The sequence below is a fragment of the Niastella populi genome, from assembly GCF_002078015.1.
Classification (GTDB): domain Bacteria; phylum Bacteroidota; class Bacteroidia; order Chitinophagales; family Chitinophagaceae; genus Niastella; species Niastella populi.
This window is the reverse complement of record NZ_LWBP01000199.1, coordinates 78,795-98,099: the sequence shown is the minus strand read 5'-3', so window position 1 is coordinate 98,099 and position 19,305 is coordinate 78,795. Positions and strand designations below refer to the sequence as shown.

The window sequence follows — 19,305 nt, the reverse complement described above, 5'->3', positions numbered from 1 at the left end:
CGTTGGGGCTTTTTTGTTACCAAAATATTTAGTTATCGCAAGTTAGCCAACCACAAACAACAAACCATAAACCACAAACCACAAACCACAAACCACAAGTTATCCTTTCTTTTTAGCCGGTGTAGTTTTCTTAGGTTTGGAAGAAGGCTGTGCCGGCACGCCGGTTTCTCTTTCCATATTCCTGCGCGACGCTTCCTCCAGCTGCTGTTCATTGGCGTTACCCGCATCATCTAAGATCCGCGATTCCTGCGGAAACTGCCCATCTTTTAATTTCAATTCAAAATCGAGCCGCTCCATATGCACCCACTGGCCGTTTTGCCATTTGAAGGCCTCAAAATCGCCATCGGGTATATAGGTTGATTTTCTCTCCGGCTCATTGCTTTCGGAAATAAGGTGATCAAATACAATAATGTCTTTTTCTGGATCGTAGTTGAAGAAGGTCTTAGCCTCTTTTTTATATTCTATATTGAACCGGGCCTGTACGGGTTTCTTTACCGAATCTTCTTTGAACGAGATCACGGGCCCGCCAAATACCGGTTCACCGCGTTCATTAAAATGCATAACCTCCATCCACTTGCGGTTACTGCTTATGCTGAAATCATCAAAACCCAGCAGCGTATAATACTTTTTGCCATTGTGTTCTTTAGGAATAATGCGGTAGTAGATAGCGCCGATCCAGTTGTTACGGTTGCGAACCGAATCAAGCGGTTTGGATGTGAACATTGAATAATCGAACAACGGGAACAGCTTTAACGAGCCATCCGGTGTATTCATTTGTATAGCCCCTTTTTGCAGGTATACATATTCATCTTTTTTCAATTGCCAGGTGAAGATGCGGAACGTGCTGTCGGGCGAATACAGTTTCGAAACGTTCAAAGAATCGAAAGGGTAATAAAACGCATTCTTTACTTTTAACGCCCTTACGAAGGTGCGGGTGAACGTACTATCGCTCCTGAAACGGTCAGCCGGCCGCTCACTGAAAACCATATTGGCCGATAACTCCTGCAGCGAATCTTCTTTCTTCTGCAATTCCTTTCTGTCGGCCGCAGTGATTCGCTGCTGTGCAATAACAGGACCAACGCCCAGTAAACCGGTAATTATTAAACAGCTGGTAAAAAAATAACGTCTGATATGTCGGTTAATCATAGATCAATTTAATTACTCAATGGCAAATATCGGAAGAATGAATTTACTCAGTGATCCCGAATAAAAGAACCACAAACTACAAACCATAAACCACAAACCTTTCGAATGGAACGTGAAAGACCTGATAAAATTTCATTTCTTCTGCAAAGCTTTTGCAAAATCGGGCAACGTATTAAAAGCCAGGTCAATAGCAGGGTGGGGAACCGCCTGTTCGGGGTGGGTTGTTTTTACAAATACGGTGTGAATGCCGCCATTGCGTCCGAATTCCATATCGCTCATATTGTTTCCTACAATGAGCGATTTTTGCAGATCGATGGCGGGATAATCCTTTTTGGCCTGGAAGATCATACCGGGATTGGGCTTACGGTTAGGATCGCCTGCATCGTTGGCTACGCAATAGTAGATCTGATCGATACGGCCGCCGGCCTTCTCTATATCGCGTACCATGCTGGTGTGAATATCCTTCAGATCGGCTTCTGTCATCAGTCCACGCCCAACGCCCCGCTGGTTGGTGGTAAGTATTACCAGTCCAAACAGATCGGCGAGCGTTTTCATGGCTTCCCGCACTCCGTCGTAAAAAATAAACTCCTCGTAGTTATATACATAATCCTGGTACTTTTCATGGTTTATAACCCCATCACGATCGAGAAACAATGTCCAGGACTTATCTATCTGTTTAAGATCTAACATAATTAATGTTCATTTTAACCGGTGCGGCCTGCCAGGTCGCGGTTCGCTTTTTCGAAATCTTCGGGTATGCCGATATCGATAAAATATTCATCCTGCACTACGCCAAACATCGGCCGTTCGGTATATAATTTCTCCAGGTAGTCTTTTTCAAAGGAAAACTTTTCGGGAAGCCCTTCTTTCAAAAGCGCAGCTACCTGTAATGCGTAAATGCCGCCGTTGATAAGTCCGCTTTCATAAAATTGTTTTTCCTTGAAGCTTTTGATGGCGCCGTTCTCTTTCAATTCAACCACGCCATACCGGTTGAACCGCTGCATGGGTTTTAACGCCAGCGTGCAGTGGCTTTTGCTTTGCCGGTGAAATGCGGTCAGGGCCGCCAGTTGAATAGAAAATAACGTATCGCCGTTCAGGATCAGTACATTTTCTTCGGTAGCCTTTTGGCAGGCAAACTGAATGGCGCCGCCTGTTCCCAACGGTTCTTTTTCTATTACGTACTGTTTGTTTACATCGGCATATGCCGTATCGAGAAACGACTGAATGGCTTCATGTTTATACCCCAGTGAAAAAATAAATTTTTCAACGCCCTGTTGGCGAAAATGATCTATCACATACGAAACGAATGGCCTGCCTGCAACAGGGGCCATACATTTCGGCAGATCGGGAACTGCGCTGCGTAACCGGGTACCGAGGCCTCCAGCTAATATTATACACTCTTTAATTGACATACGTGTTAGGTTTGCCACGTTTCCTTCGCCGCGCTGTTGTAAGCGTGGCACACATTTTAACTATTTATTAAAATATTGTTCTTCTACCAACTGGCAAATGATATGGCCCAGCATAATATGGCTTTCCTGTATACGTGGGGTATCTTTTGAAGGAACGTTTACGAGATAATCGCTCAGTGGTTTCATTTTACCGCCGGCATCGCCGGTAAAGCCAACTGTGACGATGCCTTTTTCGCGGGCAACTTCAAATGCTTTTACAATGTTGGTTGAATTCCCCGATGTAGATAACCCTACCAGCACATCGCCTTTCAGCCCTATGCCTTTTATTAAACGGGCATATACTACATCATAGCTGTAGTCATTGGCCACCGCGGTTAAATAGGAAGTGTTACAGTGTAATGCTTCAGCAGGCAAAGCATCGCGATCGGTATAAAAACGGCCGCTGAACTCTGCAGCCAGGTGCTGTGCATCGGCAGCGCTGCCGCCATTTCCGCAAAAATATACCCGGTTACCATTACGCAGGGCAGCGGTAATGATCTCCACCAGTTTATCGATAGTGCCTAATAACACGGGGTCTTTCAGAATTAGTTCCTTGGTGCTGATAGAGGCTTTAATGATGTCGGTGATCTTATTATTCATAGAAATCTTTTATTAATGTGCTGATTTGCTAATGTGCTAATTTGCTAATGAATACAGCTTAAAAAAATGCTTACGCGTGAGCCTGGCTAATATAAGTACTGCACAAACTAAGTTATTAGCACATTAGCCAATTATCGAATTAGCTAATTGTTTTAGATGCTCCAACCTGTTAACCCATGGTCAACAAACTGGTAGTTCTTTACAAAACCGCCAAATGTGTTCAGCGTTTCAATTACTTTATACTTGGTATTGGCCGGACAATAAAACGTCATAAAACCGCCGCCACCGGCGCCGGAGATTTTACCACCCGTTGCACCCGCTTTTTTGGCTGCTTCGTAGATCTCATCCATCAGTGTATTCGAAATACCCTCCGCCATTTGTTTTTTCTGCTGGAAACCGAAATCAAGGATCTCGCCAATTTCATGCAAACGGCCTTTCAACAGGGCTTCTTTCATCAACTGCGCCTGGTGTTTTAACTGGTGCATGGCATCGATGGGTTTTTCCTTTTTCGATACCACGTTCTGGCTTTGCTTTTCGATGATCTTTGCCGATTCGCGGCTGGTAGCTGTATAATAAAGAACGAGGTTGTTCTCCAGTTCAAATAAATATTGTTGTTTTATGCGCAATGGGTTCACCACAACATTTTCACCATAAAACTCCATATAGTTCACCCCGCCGAAAGTAGCAGCGTACTGGTCCTGTTTACCACCCGCCATGGCCAGGTCGTTGCGTTCGATCTCATATGCCAGATGTGCAATATCGTATTCACCCAATGGTAGCCGCAACATTTCTGCAAACACGCCTACAATGGCTACCACAAGGGTAGAAGAAGTACCCAGGCCGGAACCTGCCGGGGCATCTACATAGGTAGATAATTTAAATCCTGTTTCAGGCATACCGTATTGCCGCTGAATGCGGTTATATACGCCCTTCAGCAGATCGAGTTTTCCATCGATGGGCAGTTCCCTGCTCCAGTCAAACTGTTGTTCCTCCTGCCTGTCCATTGTTTGCAGGTAGATCTTTTTCTCTTCAATAAGCTCAATATTGGCATAGGCGAACAGCGACACGGTAGCATTGAGAATAGCCCCGCCATACAGATCGCTGTAAGGGCTGACATCGGTACCGCCGCCGGCCAAACCAATACGCAATGGCGCTTTACTTCTATAAATGCTTTTGGTCATAGGATTATTATGAAATGAACTTCAGTATTTGTATTCCATTATCACATTATCAAATTACCGTCAGTATCGTATCGACTAAATTATGCCAGCTGTATTTTTCCTTTTCGGTGCGAAGATGCGGTATAAAATATTGTTCTCCAAGCTCGAAATACCGGTTGATGGCGGCAGCCAGCGAAGCCGGTTCCGGTTCACATACCAGCCCCACCTTTTCATGTGGCACCAGCGTGGGCAAACTGCCAACATTGGTTACGATCATCGGCTTTTCAAAATGATAAGCCAGCGGCGTAACCCCGCTCTGCGTGGCATTTCGATAGGGTTGTATTACCACATCTGCTGCGCAGAGATAGTACTTCACCTCGCTATCGGGTATAAAATCTGTTCTTAATATAAGGCTGTCTTCTATGCCCAGCCGCTTTATCTGGTCGTTGTACTGTTTTTCATCTTCATAAAACTCACCGGCCACCAGTAGTTTTATGGTTTGTTGTTTGTTGTTTGTTATTTGTTGTTTCAGCAAACTCATGGCCCCGAGCAAAATATCCAGCCCCTTATATTTACGAATAAAGCCGAAGAAAAGGATCACCTTTTCATTGACATCGATGCCCAGTTTTTTCCTTGCTTCGTCTTTAGGAACCGGTTCGCCAAAATTATCGTACAACGGGTGCAAAACCTGTTTTGCAGGTTTTGTTTTTTCAAACTGCCGCAGGTCGTTCATTACTTTTTCACTCATGGTAATGAAAGCGTCGCAGCTCTTCAGGAAATACCTGGTAAAGGGCACATCACCGGGCCGCTTTTCATGCGGGATCACATTATCGGTAATGGCAATAACCTTTGTATGATTGTTCTTTTTTACCCTTCGCAATATGCTGCCTAATGCCGGTCCCATAAATGGCAGCCAGTAGCGCACAACGATAATATCCGGACGTATTCGCTGTAAGGCATTTCCTATCTGTACCCAGTTGAGCGGCCAAACGGAATTGATAACGGCATATATTTCCATATCGGCTGGCGCAGGTTCGTTTGAATATTGCGTGGTACCGGGGAACAGAAAAGAGGGATATTGCAGGGAAAAAGAATAGATGCAGCAGGTATGGCCTTCATCGATGAACTGTTTGCACAGCCGCTGATTGAAAGTAGCCAACCCGCCCCGCAACGGATGTCCGGGCCCTATGATTACAATATTTTTATGCGCCATTATTAGTTGAGCCCTGTTTTCTTCTCGATCAAATAAGAATTGCGGCCGGGAGAATTTCGTGAAACCAGTTCGCCAAGGAATCCTGCAATGAACAGCAAGGTGCCAATGATCATGACCGTTAATGAAATATAGAACACCGGCCGGTTGGTGATGGCATATTCCGGTTCAATGAACTTCGAAATAACCAGGTACAGCACCATTAAAAATCCGGTTATAAGGAAGGCTGAACCCCACAAACCGAAAAAGTGCATGGGCCTTTTACCATACTTGCCTACGAATGTAATGGAGGCCAGATCGAGAAAACCGTTCACAAAACGTTCCCAGCCAAACTTGGTGGTGCCGTATTTGCGTTTGCGGTGCTCTACCACTTTTTCCCCGATCTTTTTAAAACCTGCCCATTTGGCCAGCACAGGTATGTAGCGATGCATTTCGCCATACACTTCTATGCATTTCACCACTTTGATCCTATAGGCTTTCAGTCCGCAATTGAAATCATGCAGTTGGATATGCGACATGCGCCGGGTAGCCCAGTTGAAGAATTTGCTTGGAATATTCTTGGTGAGGGTGTTGTCGTAGCGCACTTTTTTCCAGCCGCTGACCATATCATAACCGTCATTTGCGATCATGCGGTACAGCTCGGGTATTTCATCGGGACTATCCTGCATATCGGCGTCCATGGTGATCACCACATTGCCCGATGCGGCTTTGAAGCCTTCGTTCAATGCAGCAGACTTGCCATAGTTCCGTTGAAAGCGGATGCCTTTTATATGAGAATTTTTTGAGCGCAATTGTTCAATGACGGCCCATGAGTTATCGGTACTGCCATCATCGATCATTATGATTTCATAGGAAAAATTGCCGGCCGTTACCACCCGCTCGATCCATGCACATAATTCAGGCAGGGATTCTTCTTCATTCAACAATGGCACTACAATGGATATATCCATAGTTTATTGGTTAAACGAATTTTCAAACGGTGGTCGCTTTTTCTTTATGATCGCCGAAACTATCAAAGCAACGACGAACCAGCCAATACAGCTAAAAACAAAACCCAACATCAATCTTCCTACCGTATAATTATTTTTATTTAAGCTTTCTTCCACTGTTTTTTCTATCTGTCCTTCGGGCGCGCCGAACTTCCGCATCAGTCTTTCCGCTTCTTCGGCAGTTACTTGTGCAAGCGCCTCCCTGAACGATACGTCTATGTAATTAAATAAAATAAAATGAAAGATAGTTCCGATCAGCGACCCGATCACCAGTATAAGGAAAGTATTCTTTAATGCTTCGGAAAACTCAAGATAACCGCGTTGTTTCCTGATCTGCAATCCGCCTATTACACAAATTACTATTGGTATGGCCATGCCGAGGTAGGCGATGGGGCTAACGAATGTCTGGGCGCCGCCCAGGTACAGAATTACTGTAAATAAGATGGAAACGCCACCGTTGATAAGCCCGTAAAGGACCCCTGGATTTTTGGAGGTCATTGTTTCACCGGTCATAAAGTGTGTATTAATTTAGAATTAAGGTTTCTTTATTGATGATCCCTTTCACTGAACCATTGAGCGTTTTGCCGGTAAATGCCGAGTTCTTTGATTTTGACCGGAAAGAAGCCGCCGTAATGGTAACCGGAACACCAGGTTCGAACAGGGTAAAACAGGCCGGTGCTTCTTTTTTGATCACCGGAATTTCAAGGCCGAATATTTTCCGGGGATTGATGCTCACCAGCTCTACCCAGCGATTTTCGGTAAGCCCGGGCAGCACGGTCCTGACGGCGCTGTAGGAAGTTTCCAGCCCGATCATACCATATTTGGCATATTCGAACTCAAGTATTTTACTATCATATTCATGCGGCAGGTGATGCGATGCGATGCAATCGATGGTGCCGTCGAGTACAGCCTGTCGCAGTATTTCCACATCGCTTTTTGTACGTAAGGGGGGATACACTTTCAGGTTGGTATCGTATTCCAGCAGGTCTTCGTCGGTAAAGAAAAGATGGTAAGGAGTAACAGAACATGTTACCGCCAAACCGGCCTCTTTTGCGCGGCGGATATATTCAAGCGATTTCGGCGAGCTTACCCCCGTGAAATGGAGTTTTGAATCGGAATAGCGAACCAGTTTAATATCCCTGGCCACCTGTAATTCTTCCGCCATCATGGGTTTACCGGGCAAACCAAGGCGGGTTGAAACAATGCCTTCATGCATGAGGCCGTTGGCGCCTACGCTTTTGTCGTCGGGTATTTGTATAACCGTTCCGTCAAAAGCTTTTACATACTGCAGTGCTTTAAGTAACAAACCGGCCGATTGTATGGGGTTCAAACCATCGCTGAACGCTATGGCGCCGCTGGAGCGCATATCGTACATTTCTGCGAGGTCTTTCCCTTCCGTGCCCTTTGATATTGCGCCGATGGGATGAATATTGACCGGCAGCGATTTTGACTTCTGGCTAATGTATTCCGCCTGGGTTTTACTGTCGACCACCGGTTTGGTATTGGGGATCACGAAAACATCGGTATACCCGCCGGCAGCCGCTGCGCGGGCACCGGTTTCCAGTGTTTCCTTGAACTCGTAGCCGGGGTCGGCAAAATGGGCGAACACATCAACCCAGCCCGGCGATAAATGGAGCTGGTTGCCTGCGATAACCTTGTCTGCTTCTGCTGAAATAGCAGGTTGAATATCCCTGATAATTCCTGATTCTATAAGGATATCCTGCTTTTGTCCGTTAAATGGAGATGATGGGTCAGTAATTGTAACCTGTTGAATTAGGATCTTCATTCTCAAAAAGTTGAGCGAAGATACGGTTTTCTCATTTAAGTTCTTATCTATTAGTTCTCAGTTCTTTAGTTCCTCCGCCGGATTGCCTTTATGCCTTTTTGCCTCGTTGCCTTTTAACCCACTTTATTAACAGGCGCCCCCTTTAAAAAAGCGGCCACATTTTTAACCGTTACATCCATCACCCGCTGGCGCGCCTCGCTGCTGATCCAGGCATTATGCGGGGTAATGATGCAGTTTTTTGCAGTTAGCAGGGGATTACCGGCCGGCGGCGGTTCGGTCGACAGCACATCCAGGGCGGCCCCGGCAATGCGGCCGGTGTTCAGGGCATCGGCCAGGTGTTGTTCATTGATCAGTGGTCCGCGGGAGGTATTTATTATGCAGGCCGATGGTTTCATTAAGCTGATCAGTTCGTTATTAACGAAACCTGTATTGTCGGGTTTGAGCGGGCAATGCAGGGAAATATAATCGCTTTTCGCAAATAATTCAGGCAGGGAAGCCCAGGGAGCGAAGGCACTTTCCTTTTTTGTGGGGTTATAATATAATAGCTCCATTCCCAACGCCTGCGCAATGCGGGCGGTTTGCGAACCGATATTTCCCCAGCCAACAATACCCATGGTTTTACCGGCCAGTTCGGTGATGGGCGTTATTTGATAACCAAAGTCGGGCGACTTCACCCATTCGCCGGCGGCAACCGATGCCGCATGTTTGCCAACCTGGTTGGTAAGCTCGAGCAGTAGTGCAATGGTATGTTGGGCAACGGAAGCGGTTCCATATGCCGGTACGTTGGAAACCACAATCCCTTTTTTGGCAGCAGCCTGTACATCTATAATGTTGTAGCCCGTTGCGGTAACGGCAATCATTTTTAAATTCGTCAATTGCGATATGGCGGCTTCATTGAACGGCACTTTATTGGTAACAACGATCGTTGCGTTTTTGCATTTTTCAACGATCTCTTCCGGTTTCATTCTTTCATAAACGGTAAGCTCACCCATTGCTTCAATCGGCTTCCAGCTCAGATCGCCCGGGTTCAAAGTATAACCGTCGGTTACAACTATTTTCATCATCTGTATTTTATTAATATCAATGAGTAAAGAACAAAAATACAGGGAAATAAAAAATGAGACATGAATAATTAAAAATTAGAAAGGAATACAGAAAACAGAAGAACATTGAATGTCCAACTTCCAATGTCGAAGTGAGATACAGTATACGCTGTAACTTTCGGCTTTAAGCTTACAGCTGTATTTGTATTCTGCTTGCAGCTTGCAGCTCGAAGCTTGCAGCTGTATTTGTATTCTGCTTGAAGCTTGCAGCTGTATTCGTATTCGCTTGCAGCTGCATTTGTATTATCTTCGTTCCAAATCTTCCACATGCCCGAATATATTATTATAGTGAACCAGATAGAAGAGTACCAGATGTTGAACGACAGGCAATCGCTCGATTCAATTTTTCGCAAGGCGCAAAGCGCAGTGGTAGGCGGTGAAGTAGTGGCGCTGGTTCGTAAAAATGCCAACGGTGAACAATACAGGTTCGATGAGATCACTACACCCGAAGACCTCAACGCTTACAAAAAGAATGTATATAAATACGTGAAGGAAGAATAAAGCCAAAGGCTTAATGCTTAAGGCCGAAGGCAAAATACAATGATACGTAGTGGCGTATTTCGCGTTAAGCATAAAACAGGAGAAGCATGCCGGTTTGTATTTGTATTCGCCTTAAGCCTTCAGCCTTCAGCCTTAAGCCTTCAGCATTACCTAGCAATTAATTTTTATGATGAAAGTATTAGTTACCGGCAGTGCCGGACATTTGGGAGAAGCGCTGGTGCGAACACTGAAAGAAATGCAGTACGATGTGGTGGGCATCGATCTAAAGGCTTCTGCATTTACCAACTATACCGGAACCATAACCGATCGCGAATTTGTAAAACAATGCATGCAGGGGGTGAACGTGGTTATGCATACGGCCACCCTGCACAAACCGCATGTGGTAACGCATACGCCGCAGCAATTTATAGATACCAATATAACCGGCACGCTCAATTTATTACAGGAAGCAGTGGCCGCCGGTGTTGAATCATTTGTATTTACCAGCACCACCAGCACGTTCGGCGATGCGCTGGTGCCACCGCCGGGCGCACCCGCCGCCTGGATAACGGAAGACGTAACGCCGGTGCCTAAAAACATCTACGGTGTTACCAAAACCGCCGCGGAGAACTTGTGCCAGTTGTACTATCGTAATTCCGGACTACCCTGTATCGTATTACGCACCTCGCGTTTTTTTCCCGAAGAGGATGATAACCGGAAAATGCGGGCAATTTATCCCGATTCGAATATAAAAGCCAATGAATTCCTGTATCGCCGGGTTGAAATTGAAGATGTGGTAAGCGCGCACCTGCTGGCTGCGCAAAAAGCCCGGGGCATTGGTTTTGGCACCTACATCATCAGCGCCACAACGCCTTTCACGAAAGCCGACCTCGCCGATCTGCGCCTGCATGCCACTGAAGTGGTTAAGCGCCTGGTGCCTGAATATGTTCCCGTATACGACCAACTTGGCTGGAAAATGTTTCCCTCGCTCGACAGGGTATATGTGAATGAACGCGCCCGTACCGAACTGGGCTGGCAGCCGAAATACGACTTCAGCTATATTCTTGAACAAATGCGTACATCGAACGATCTGCGCAGCCGGCTGGCTGTACAGGTAGGCGTAAAAGGATATCATCCTGAAAAATTTACCGACGGCCCGTTCCCGGTGGATTGAAACGCTTAATGCTTAAGGCTAAAGGCTTAACGCCAGCCTCTAAAATTCGTTATTCCCGATTAATTGCGGTAAACACAATATCCCGGGTTTTCGCCTTCCGCCTTCAGCTTTCTGCCTTTAGCGTTCAGCATGCATATTCCGATGCATGATTTGCCAACCAGTATTAATAGCTGTGCTCATAAAGGAATTACTTTAATATTTCTATTGTCATATATGAATGTATTCCTGAAATTGCTACAGTTGCTTGCTGGTTGTTACCTGTTCATGCTGCTTACCAAACCGGTAAAGGCCCAACCGAAACCAACCGTAAGCATCCACCCCGCTGCGCACGCCACCCATATTGCGTCCATCACAAAAGATACCATTGTTGTAATTACCGGAAGCACCTACCGGTTTACCGTTGAGACACCCGAAGACCAGGGCCTTGTTTCTACCACGCCTGCTGTAAATGAAATACTGGCGCAGATCACTTCCGTTAATGGCTTAAAACAACAGTACCTGGTTACTGATAAAACAGGCAACCCTAAACAGCACGGTAACGTCATTCCGGGCGACCGGCTGATTGTAACGTCAAAAAACAAAGCCGCCAAAACCTGGCAACTGGTTGTAAAACCAATGGCCCTAAGCGGCCGGCTTCAACTGCAGCAACAGGCAGTAACTATTAATACCACCAACAAACTGGTACTTTATTATACGGCCGGGCAGCGAAGTCCCGATGCTACCGTAAACATATACCTGCCGCCAGGCATTGGGGTAACCATGCAAAACACAACCGTAAATGTAATTGGCCGGGGCCATGTAACGCTGGCGCAGCTTGCCCAACAATCTATCGGCAGAACAGGTTCGGCATATTCATACAACAGGGTGGGGGCCGCCACCATCACTCCACTGGCCAATGGGGGTACAAAACTTCAGCTCAGCCATCTCGATCTGCGGCCAGCCAATGGCGCCGACATTACAATCGTTATCGGCGGTGTGCGATTACAAAAAGCCGGGAATTATACTTTCAAAGCAACTTACACCACTTCAAAACCAGAAGTGCTTACCAGTGCCGGCACTGGCGTCGAAACCGCCATATTGAAAGCAATACCAACGGTAGCTGATTTTACCAGAACGGCGGAGCGAACGCTTCAATACAGCGAAGATGCAGCAACTTATACCTGTGCGCATTTTACCTGGAGCTACATCCCGGCCAATGCCATTCAATTACTGCAGTCGCTCGATTCCGGTAAAAGTTTTCAGCCTGCCAGCGCTGCTATCGATCGTAAAACATCATCCGCTACCGTTACCGGCTTGCAGCCCGGCAAACAGTATATGTTCCGTTTGCTGGTGAAAGATGGCAGGCACAAAGGGCTTTCCAATACCGCCCGGTATTATTCGGGCAAACTCGACATTAAAATGTTCGGAGTAACCGGCGATAGTACCCAGGACTATACCCAACCCATTAATGAAGCTATCGAATATGTGAACCGGTTAGGCGGCGGCACCCTGTTGTTCAGTAAAGGCGTTTATGGTGTACGCACCGTTCATTTAAAAAGTAATGTGTATCTCTATGTCGATAAAGAAGCAACCATAAAAGCCCTGAAAGGCGCCGATGCCCCTGAAACAACCTGGTTCAGCGATAAAAAATACCGGTCGGGTTTATCACCAACCGATGCCGGCCCTTATGCAGACGCCGATAATTATTTAACCAAACAGGATGTTGGCCACCACTATTTCAGGAATACCATGTTCTTTGGCGAAAGGCTCGATAATGTAAAGATCATTGGCAATGGTTATATAACCGGCAATGGCAACCTGGTTACCGGCGATAAGGTTATGAACAACGAGCCGGGTAACCGCGCCGATAAAATGTTCACCTTTAAATTATGTACCAATATTGAAATTGGCGGTATTCACCGCGAAGCAGACCTCTGGTACGACAGCAGTAAAGACGAACCGTATTATATAAATAAAGACGGCTCAAAAGATTTCAACACCGGTAATATGCTGCACATCGATCGCAGCGGTCATTTTGCATTGTTGGCCACCGGCACCGATCATATCAACGTGCACAATACTTATTTCAGCCGGTACCATACATCCAACGTGCGCGACATCTACGATTTCATGGCCTGCAGCCATGTTACGGTCACCAATATTTATTCAAAAGTAAGTTCAGACGATATCGTAAAACCCGGCTCCGATTGCGCATTGGGGTTTACCAGGCCGGCGCGCGATTATAAGATCAGGAATGTGATCGGCGATACCAACTGCAACCTGTTTCAGATAGGTTCCGAAACAGCCGATGACATCATGGATATTTGCGTTGACAATATTTATGTGCTCGGCTCCAACAAGGCCGGGTTTTCTATTTCAACCAACGATGGCGGGCATGTGAAGAATATTCACCTCAATTGTGGACATACTGGTCCGTTGCACAGCCGGTCAAAAATGTTCAGGACGTTTACGCCCTTTTTTATTTCGATCTCCAACAGGGGAAGGGTATTGGGCGCCACCGTGGGTAAATATGCCTTTACCGATAATGGCGAAAACCACAATGAACTGCTGGTAAAGAATATCAATATCGGCCAGGTTGAAAATATTATCATCAATGGCATCGATATTTATGAAGTGTATGCCGGTAGTTCTTTCCGCGGAAAAAGATGGTCGGCCTACGATGGCAAACAACGCCGCGCCACCCCCATCATAGCAGGGTATAGCCTGCCTGCTGCCGCCGAAGTTACCGGCGGGCTCGATTTTACTTTACCCAATGGCAAACATACCGGTTATATAAAAAATATTGAATTCAACGATGTGCAGGTGCTGGTAAAAGGCGGCAATCCGTTGTCAGATACGGCGGCCACACCGCCCGAACTGGGTGTTGGGCAATACAATGCCTCCAATTTAAAGGTGCAACCTTCCTATGGGCTTTGGGCGCGGCATGTAATGAACTTAACTGTAAAGAACTGTTCTTTCAATTATGAACAACGCGACGGGCGCTATGCCGTGTATTTAGATGATGTGATTGGAGCAAGCATTTCCGGGGTAAAAACGGTTCGCCCGGCCGGTAACCGGGAAGTGATAAAAATAAAAGGATCGAAGGATATCGTTATTTTTACTGAAAAGACTACATATGGAAAATAACTATCCTTACGACACCCGGCTCGATGTTAAATATGAGCAGCTTGAGCTGATCGACGTGCCGGCAATAGTAAAGGCCAATACGCACAAATGGTTCAACCAAACGCTTACAAAAGTGAACGACAGCGTGGTGCGCGTGGCAATTATAGAAGGGGAGTACCACTGGCACAAACATGACAATGACGATGAATTCTTTTTTGTGCTGGAAGGACAACTGCTTATCGATCTCGAAGATAAGACAATTGCATTGAATCCCTGGGAAGGTTTCACCATTCCCAAAGGCATTGTGCACCGAACACGGGCACTAAAGAAAACGGTGATGCTAATGGTGGAAACGAGTGAAATTGTTCCTACGGGGGATTAGATGTAGAAGGTAAGAGGTAAGTTGCGCTGTGATAAATCCGTGAAATGGGGATTTGTAAACGCTCAATATAAAAGCGCTAATAATGAAACATTTCGAATTACTCATTAGGCAACCAAACTTGTCCGACTTGCTAAATAAACGGTGTTTACATCGATTTGCTGAGAGAAAAAACGAAAAATTATAATGCTTTTTAGTCACGGCCTTGGCTTCCTGTAATGGGTAAGCAAACAGGTTGTTCCTATTTATCTCCATAAATCTTTCCGTAGGGTTAAACGGAATTACATGATGACAAGTTCCCGTCTGCATGCGTTTTTTTGCAGCCGGTATTTTCATTTTGTATATGTAAATAAATAATATGTCTTACACGGTTATTGCTTAAAATAACACGTCTATTGCTAAAAATGCGCACTTATTAATCTCCAGTTATTGTTAATAGCCAGTTAACACACCTCATTTGGATTCAACCTATATTCATATTGTAAGCGCGTAGCAGCCAACGTTACACCGTTTATAAATACCTAACCATTAACTCATATCATTGCCCAAATAGTATGCAAACTGCTGCTTATTATGTTCATTTTATTAAAACTTATTCCCCGCCCAATTGCACAGGACATTTCTGGAAGCGAAGCTGATCGTCTATTGGATAAAAAAAGGAAAGCAAAACCTCCTAAACAATTATAGAAAAATAGACTTCGCCGCTGCTCATAATTTATTCAGCGGTGCCGGCATCTTATTCAACAAAATCACGAATCGGGTATAATATAAAATAGACTATTGTATGGTTACATGTAAAGGAAAACGAATTCTTATGTCCTTTTTAGTGATCCTATTGCCGTTAGGTCACTTATGCGCACAGTATACTTCTGTGCACCCTTCTCCAAATATCGGCTGGAACCTGGTGGATATGCGACAGGATAACAATCCATACACAGGTACATCTACACTGAATATCCCCTTGTATGATCTGCAGTTTGGAAAGAACAGCCTGCCGGTAAATTTAAGTTATAACACCCGCGCCATTCAGGTTGATCAGCTTCCCAGCTGGGTTGGGTTGGGCTGGAATTTGAATATCGGCGGTCAGGTGTCGCGGGTAGTTAATGGAAAACCTGATGAGCTAAGGGAAACCAAATCGTACACCATCATTAATACTACTATTTCGGGCGGTAGTGCTTATACAACCAGCACTTCAGTTCAAATACTTACTTCAAATGATTTTGGATATATTAATAATTATAGCAAATTAAATAACAGCAACTGGGCTTCTTATGATTATACCTTCAATACATTGAACAAAATACCTGCTGATGAGCAATTGCCGGGAATGAGGATTATTACTAACCTGGATAATAATACTGTAACTCAGGATCCTGTGCTTGCTTTTGATGTTAGCCGAAACTATGATTTTGAACCCGACGAATTTTATTTTTCGGTGGGCAATGTATCGGGTAAATTTTATCTTAACCACAACGGTGAATGGAAGTGTGAATCACCCGGCGGCAATTTTATGGTGGAGGTAACGGCGCCGGCTACCAATATTATAAAAGGCTCAGTACCTGTTCCCAGAATGATATACCAGATTGTAATAACGGGGCCCGATGGAACCAGGTATTATTTTGGCGGCGATGCATCCAATAAATTAAAAAACGTCGAATTCTGGCGTGGCCCAACTGGCGCATACAGTGGTAATGGAGACGGCAACGTTTTCGGTATTTTCGGAAATACCTATCTGAGCGTTGTTCCTGATGCCTGGCTTATCACTAAAATTGAAACCCCCGATAATTATACAGTAAACTTTGAGTACAAAAAGGGAAAATTGCAACTGCAATATGCCGATGCACCCTGGGGCGAAGGCACCGGTACTTCGTTTACCCGGTTTATGCCTGGTTATCTTCATCAGTCAATGGCCGAGCCCTGGTACCTCACAAAAATTGTTTGCAGTAATAATACTAGTATTGAATTGCAATCTGAGGACTCGCATCAGTTAAATACCGATCTGCCATTGAGAGACCTCACTCCGCATTCAACTTTTACCAACTATGGAGATATTGTAGGAGCAGTAATAAATGACAAAAACAATCTCCAAAAGCTCATCGGTTTGCAGGTTAAGAATGGCAGTGAGGTCATTAAGTCATTTGCTTTTGAATATATTGAGAATTTAACAGAGCGGTTAAAGCTGACCGCCTTAAAAGAATTATCACCAGATGGCAGAAAATATAATAGTAAATATTCTTTTGTTTATAACAGCGGCAAGTTGCCGGTATACGGTTCGGGCAAAGTAGATCATTTGGGTTTCTATAATAACAAACGCTTTTTTGTCAACAATACTCAAACAGCATATGCGCTCAGCAGAACTGATTTTGAAACCCAGTATTATAACAGCCGGGAGCCTGATTTTATCTACGCAAAATATGAAACGCTGGATAAAGTATATTTCCCTACAGGCGGCTATCGCAAATATGAATACCAGGAAAATGATTATTCCCAGGCTATAACCCGCTGGCCTTTTGGCGTTACGCCTGCTGGCGGTAACCTGGTAACCGGTGGTATACGCGTACATAAGATCAGTGATTACCTGCAGGACGGAAGCCTGGCCAATGAAACCGAATTTATTTATAAAACGGCCATCAGTGGCTCCACTTCCTCCGGGGTGCTGTCTATCCCCAGGCCTAAATACACCGATGACAAATCGGGTGGGGGATATTATTTCAGTACCACCAGTTTTACGCCTTTCGACAGGATTCAAAGCCATATAACCTATTCTACCGTTTTTGAAAAAAGGCGCGACGGTAGTTATAAAAAATATGTGTTTTCCAATTATGATAACGGTACAAATGACAATCAGCCTACTTATGAAACGGCAACGCCGGCGTTTTGGGATGCCATACCTTATGTCAACAATTCTTTTCGCCGGGGTGCGGTAAAAGAACTAACCCTATATGACAACCAGGGAAACCCGGTTAAGAAATCTGAATATAAATACCAGGACGAATATGACGATTACAGCCGGTTTATAAGGGCCGTTCGCATTAAACGCCACGATCAACCTGCCAGTTACAGGGCATCAGCCTGTCCCAAATATTATTTCCCTAACGTAGTGCGGTACGAAAAGGAAGAATCAATATCTACAGTAGCTGGCAGCCAGGTAAAAGAAACCAACTATGCATACGACGGTTATAATAATCTGGTAGAGGTTAAAAGCAGTAACTCAAAAGGGGAAGAAACAAAAACCCTTTTTAAGTACCCATATAATTTCAGTACCGGTAATACCAATAATCCGTACAGGAAAATGACAGACCGGTACATGGTAAATTATACAGTGGAGCAGCGGAATGTACTTGCCAGAAATGGACAGGAGTTGCTTACCGGTGCTTCAATCAATGATTATGCGGAGTTCGGCGGGCCTGTATTTATGCCTCGGACAACTTATGAATTAAGAACAAAAAAGCCGGTAGCAGTAAGCACTGTTGCCAATACGAATTATGACGATGCAAACGGTACGCTTTCGGTAGATGCTGTATACGGCCCGGTTAATTATTTTAATTACGACAATAAAGGTAATGTGTTGGAGAAACGGCCGTTTGCAGGCCCTGTTGAAAATTATCAGTGGGCGTATAATCAACGTTATCCCGTTGTTAAGCTGGTGAACCCGCAGCATTCAGTACCGTCCGGGGTAAAGGTATATTTTAGTGAAGGGTTTGAAGATAATGGATCCGCATCTATTGATCACCCATATAGCGGCCGGCGGTACCTGAGCGGCGATTTTCAGGTGCCGTTTACAAAACCCGACGCCCGTAATTACCTGGTTGATTACCGGTATTACGATAATGGTACCTGGAAGTATATGTGTAAGGCATTTAATAATAACATGTCTCTTACCGAAGGCGATGGTATAGACGATGTGCGGGTATTCCCCTCCAATACTCAAATTTATAGCTATACATTTTCTCCCCTTGGCGGCATGACCAGTGAAACCGATCTGAATGGCAAAACCGTCTTTTACGAATATGATGATTTTGGCCGCCTATCAGTAGTACGCGACCAGGATAAAAATATAGTAAAGACTTTTTGTTACAACTATCTGGGGCAGCCCATTAACTGTTTGCCCGCATACGGCAATGATCTCCTGACTCAGGAATTTACCCGAACTACCTGTGGCCCGGGTTATGTGGGTGGAAAAATGGATTATTTATTATCACCGGGCCTTTTTGTTTCATTCAAAAACAAGGATGAGGCCAATGCAATGGCCCGGAATTACATAAATCAAAACGGTCAGGCATACGTAGATCAGCATGGTCCCTGTATCCAAATTGTTTATGCACGGCTTGAGTATGATAATTATACTGATGTTGTTATAGAAGAAGAACCCCACGAACGCATCCTCGAAGAATTGCGCGCCGATTTATATATCCGTTTTTATAGTGATGAAGCCTGCACCCAGCGGGCCGTTGTACACGATGTTATCTTAAACGTGCATCTTGATCCCCAGGCGCTGGTTTATAATGACAGTGGCGAAGAGGAAATGGAAATAGGATGTGGTGGTGATGATTTTGCCCTTATAGCAAACAATGTTACAGTGAACAGGACCGACTCGTATTGGAATACGGACATTCAATGGTGGCAAACCATTGCTTCATGGCAAATGCAACATTACCTCAGAGCGTCTCCTGTGCCCTTTGTTATCATAAAATAATCAATACCAATAACACAACATTATAC

The 19,305-nt window shown here is 45.0% G+C and carries 15 protein-coding genes; 5 read left to right on the top strand and 10 right to left on the bottom strand.

Annotation, left to right across the window (positions count from 1 at the left end):
* Window positions 1-99: 99 nt before the first annotated feature.
* From A4R26_RS21935 to A4R26_RS21890, 10 genes are all read right to left on the bottom strand, one after another.
* The gene (locus tag A4R26_RS21935; protein ID WP_081168522.1) at window positions 100-1,146 is read right to left on the bottom strand and encodes a hypothetical protein; all 1,047 of its coding nucleotides are present in this window, start codon (window positions 1,144-1,146) and stop codon (window positions 100-102) included.
* 132 nt (window positions 1,147-1,278) lie between these two features.
* Window positions 1,279-1,836, bottom strand: a complete 558-nt coding sequence (locus A4R26_RS21930) for a D-glycero-alpha-D-manno-heptose-1,7-bisphosphate 7-phosphatase (RefSeq protein WP_081168520.1) — start codon at window positions 1,834-1,836, stop codon at window positions 1,279-1,281.
* A gap of 14 nt (window positions 1,837-1,850) precedes the next feature.
* On the bottom strand, window positions 1,851-2,558 hold the full coding sequence (locus A4R26_RS21925; protein WP_081168518.1) for a nucleotidyltransferase family protein: 708 nt from the start codon (window positions 2,556-2,558) through the stop codon (window positions 1,851-1,853).
* A gap of 60 nt (window positions 2,559-2,618) precedes the next feature.
* Window positions 2,619-3,197 carry a D-sedoheptulose-7-phosphate isomerase gene (locus A4R26_RS21920; protein ID WP_081168516.1) on the bottom strand — a complete coding sequence of 193 codons (579 nt, stop codon included), beginning with the start codon at window positions 3,195-3,197 and terminating at the stop codon, window positions 2,619-2,621.
* Between the two features lie 152 nt (window positions 3,198-3,349).
* Window positions 3,350-4,378: a GHMP family kinase ATP-binding protein gene (locus tag A4R26_RS21915; protein ID WP_081168514.1), complete on the bottom strand. Its 1,029-nt coding sequence runs from the start codon at window positions 4,376-4,378 to the stop codon at window positions 3,350-3,352.
* 49 nt (window positions 4,379-4,427) lie between these two features.
* The gene (locus A4R26_RS21910) at window positions 4,428-5,570 is read right to left on the bottom strand and encodes a glycosyltransferase (RefSeq protein ID WP_081168512.1); all 1,143 of its coding nucleotides are present in this window, start codon (window positions 5,568-5,570) and stop codon (window positions 4,428-4,430) included.
* 2 nt (window positions 5,571-5,572) lie between these two features.
* Entirely contained in the window at window positions 5,573-6,517 is a 945-nt protein-coding gene (locus tag A4R26_RS21905) for a glycosyltransferase family 2 protein (RefSeq protein WP_081168510.1), read from the bottom strand.
* 3 nt (window positions 6,518-6,520) lie between these two features.
* A complete protein-coding gene (locus A4R26_RS21900; protein WP_081168508.1) occupies window positions 6,521-7,069 on the bottom strand; it encodes a DUF4199 domain-containing protein in 549 nt (182 codons plus the stop codon).
* A 10-nt stretch (window positions 7,070-7,079) separates the two neighbouring features.
* Entirely contained in the window at window positions 7,080-8,342 is a 1,263-nt protein-coding gene (locus A4R26_RS21895) for a dihydroorotase (protein ID WP_081168506.1), read from the bottom strand.
* A gap of 113 nt (window positions 8,343-8,455) precedes the next feature.
* Window positions 8,456-9,406, bottom strand: a complete 951-nt coding sequence (locus A4R26_RS21890) for a D-2-hydroxyacid dehydrogenase (protein ID WP_207625801.1) — start codon at window positions 9,404-9,406, stop codon at window positions 8,456-8,458.
* Window positions 9,407-9,712: 306 nt separating this feature from the next.
* Between A4R26_RS21890 and A4R26_RS21880 the strand changes: the two genes are divergently transcribed.
* The 5 genes from A4R26_RS21880 to A4R26_RS21860 all read left to right on the top strand — a co-directional run bounded on the left by A4R26_RS21880 (window position 9,713) and on the right by A4R26_RS21860 (window position 19,279).
* Complete coding sequence (locus A4R26_RS21880) at window positions 9,713-9,946, top strand: hypothetical protein (protein WP_081168500.1); 234 nt, start codon at window positions 9,713-9,715, stop codon at window positions 9,944-9,946.
* A 166-nt stretch (window positions 9,947-10,112) separates the two neighbouring features.
* The gene (locus A4R26_RS21875) at window positions 10,113-11,099 is read left to right on the top strand and encodes an NAD-dependent epimerase/dehydratase family protein (protein WP_242674987.1); all 987 of its coding nucleotides are present in this window, start codon (window positions 10,113-10,115) and stop codon (window positions 11,097-11,099) included.
* Between the two features lie 213 nt (window positions 11,100-11,312).
* Window positions 11,313-14,225, top strand: a complete 2,913-nt coding sequence (locus A4R26_RS21870) for an endopygalactorunase (protein ID WP_107685878.1) — start codon at window positions 11,313-11,315, stop codon at window positions 14,223-14,225.
* Window positions 14,215-14,586: a cupin domain-containing protein gene (locus A4R26_RS21865; RefSeq protein WP_081168496.1), complete on the top strand. Its 372-nt coding sequence runs from the start codon at window positions 14,215-14,217 to the stop codon at window positions 14,584-14,586. The genes A4R26_RS21870 and A4R26_RS21865 overlap by 11 nt, the downstream gene beginning before the upstream one ends.
* Window positions 14,587-15,397: 811 nt before the next feature.
* Window positions 15,398-19,279: a DUF5977 domain-containing protein gene (locus tag A4R26_RS21860; protein WP_081168494.1), complete on the top strand. Its 3,882-nt coding sequence runs from the start codon at window positions 15,398-15,400 to the stop codon at window positions 19,277-19,279.
* Window positions 19,280-19,305 lie beyond the last annotated feature (26 nt).

What these genes read in the sequence shown, in the direction of transcription:
- A4R26_RS21875 (WP_242674987.1), top strand. Translation starts at nt 10,113, where the DNA reads ATGATGAAAGTATTAGTTACCGGCAGTGCCGGACATTTGGGAGAAGCG.
- A4R26_RS21870 (WP_107685878.1), top strand. Translation starts at nt 11,313, where the DNA reads ATGAATGTATTCCTGAAATTGCTACAGTTGCTTGCTGGTTGTTACCTG.
- A4R26_RS21935 (WP_081168522.1), bottom strand. Translation starts at nt 1,146, where the DNA reads ATGATTAACCGACATATCAGACGTTATTTTTTTACCAGCTGTTTAATA.
- A4R26_RS21900 (WP_081168508.1), bottom strand. Translation starts at nt 7,069, where the DNA reads ATGACCGGTGAAACAATGACCTCCAAAAATCCAGGGGTCCTTTACGGG.
- A4R26_RS21895 (WP_081168506.1), bottom strand. Translation starts at nt 8,342, where the DNA reads ATGAAGATCCTAATTCAACAGGTTACAATTACTGACCCATCATCTCCA.
- A4R26_RS21905 (WP_081168510.1), bottom strand. Translation starts at nt 6,517, where the DNA reads ATGGATATATCCATTGTAGTGCCATTGTTGAATGAAGAAGAATCCCTG.
- A4R26_RS21925 (WP_081168518.1), bottom strand. Translation starts at nt 2,558, where the DNA reads ATGTCAATTAAAGAGTGTATAATATTAGCTGGAGGCCTCGGTACCCGG.
- A4R26_RS21880 (WP_081168500.1), top strand. Translation starts at nt 9,713, where the DNA reads ATGCCCGAATATATTATTATAGTGAACCAGATAGAAGAGTACCAGATG.
- A4R26_RS21890 (WP_207625801.1), bottom strand. Translation starts at nt 9,406, where the DNA reads ATGATGAAAATAGTTGTAACCGACGGTTATACTTTGAACCCGGGCGAT.
- A4R26_RS21920 (WP_081168516.1), bottom strand. Translation starts at nt 3,197, where the DNA reads ATGAATAATAAGATCACCGACATCATTAAAGCCTCTATCAGCACCAAG.
- A4R26_RS21930 (WP_081168520.1), bottom strand. Translation starts at nt 1,836, where the DNA reads ATGTTAGATCTTAAACAGATAGATAAGTCCTGGACATTGTTTCTCGAT.
- A4R26_RS21910 (WP_081168512.1), bottom strand. Translation starts at nt 5,570, where the DNA reads ATGGCGCATAAAAATATTGTAATCATAGGGCCCGGACATCCGTTGCGG.
- A4R26_RS21915 (WP_081168514.1), bottom strand. Translation starts at nt 4,378, where the DNA reads ATGACCAAAAGCATTTATAGAAGTAAAGCGCCATTGCGTATTGGTTTG.
- A4R26_RS21860 (WP_081168494.1), top strand. Translation starts at nt 15,398, where the DNA reads ATGTCCTTTTTAGTGATCCTATTGCCGTTAGGTCACTTATGCGCACAG.
- A4R26_RS21865 (WP_081168496.1), top strand. Translation starts at nt 14,215, where the DNA reads ATGGAAAATAACTATCCTTACGACACCCGGCTCGATGTTAAATATGAG.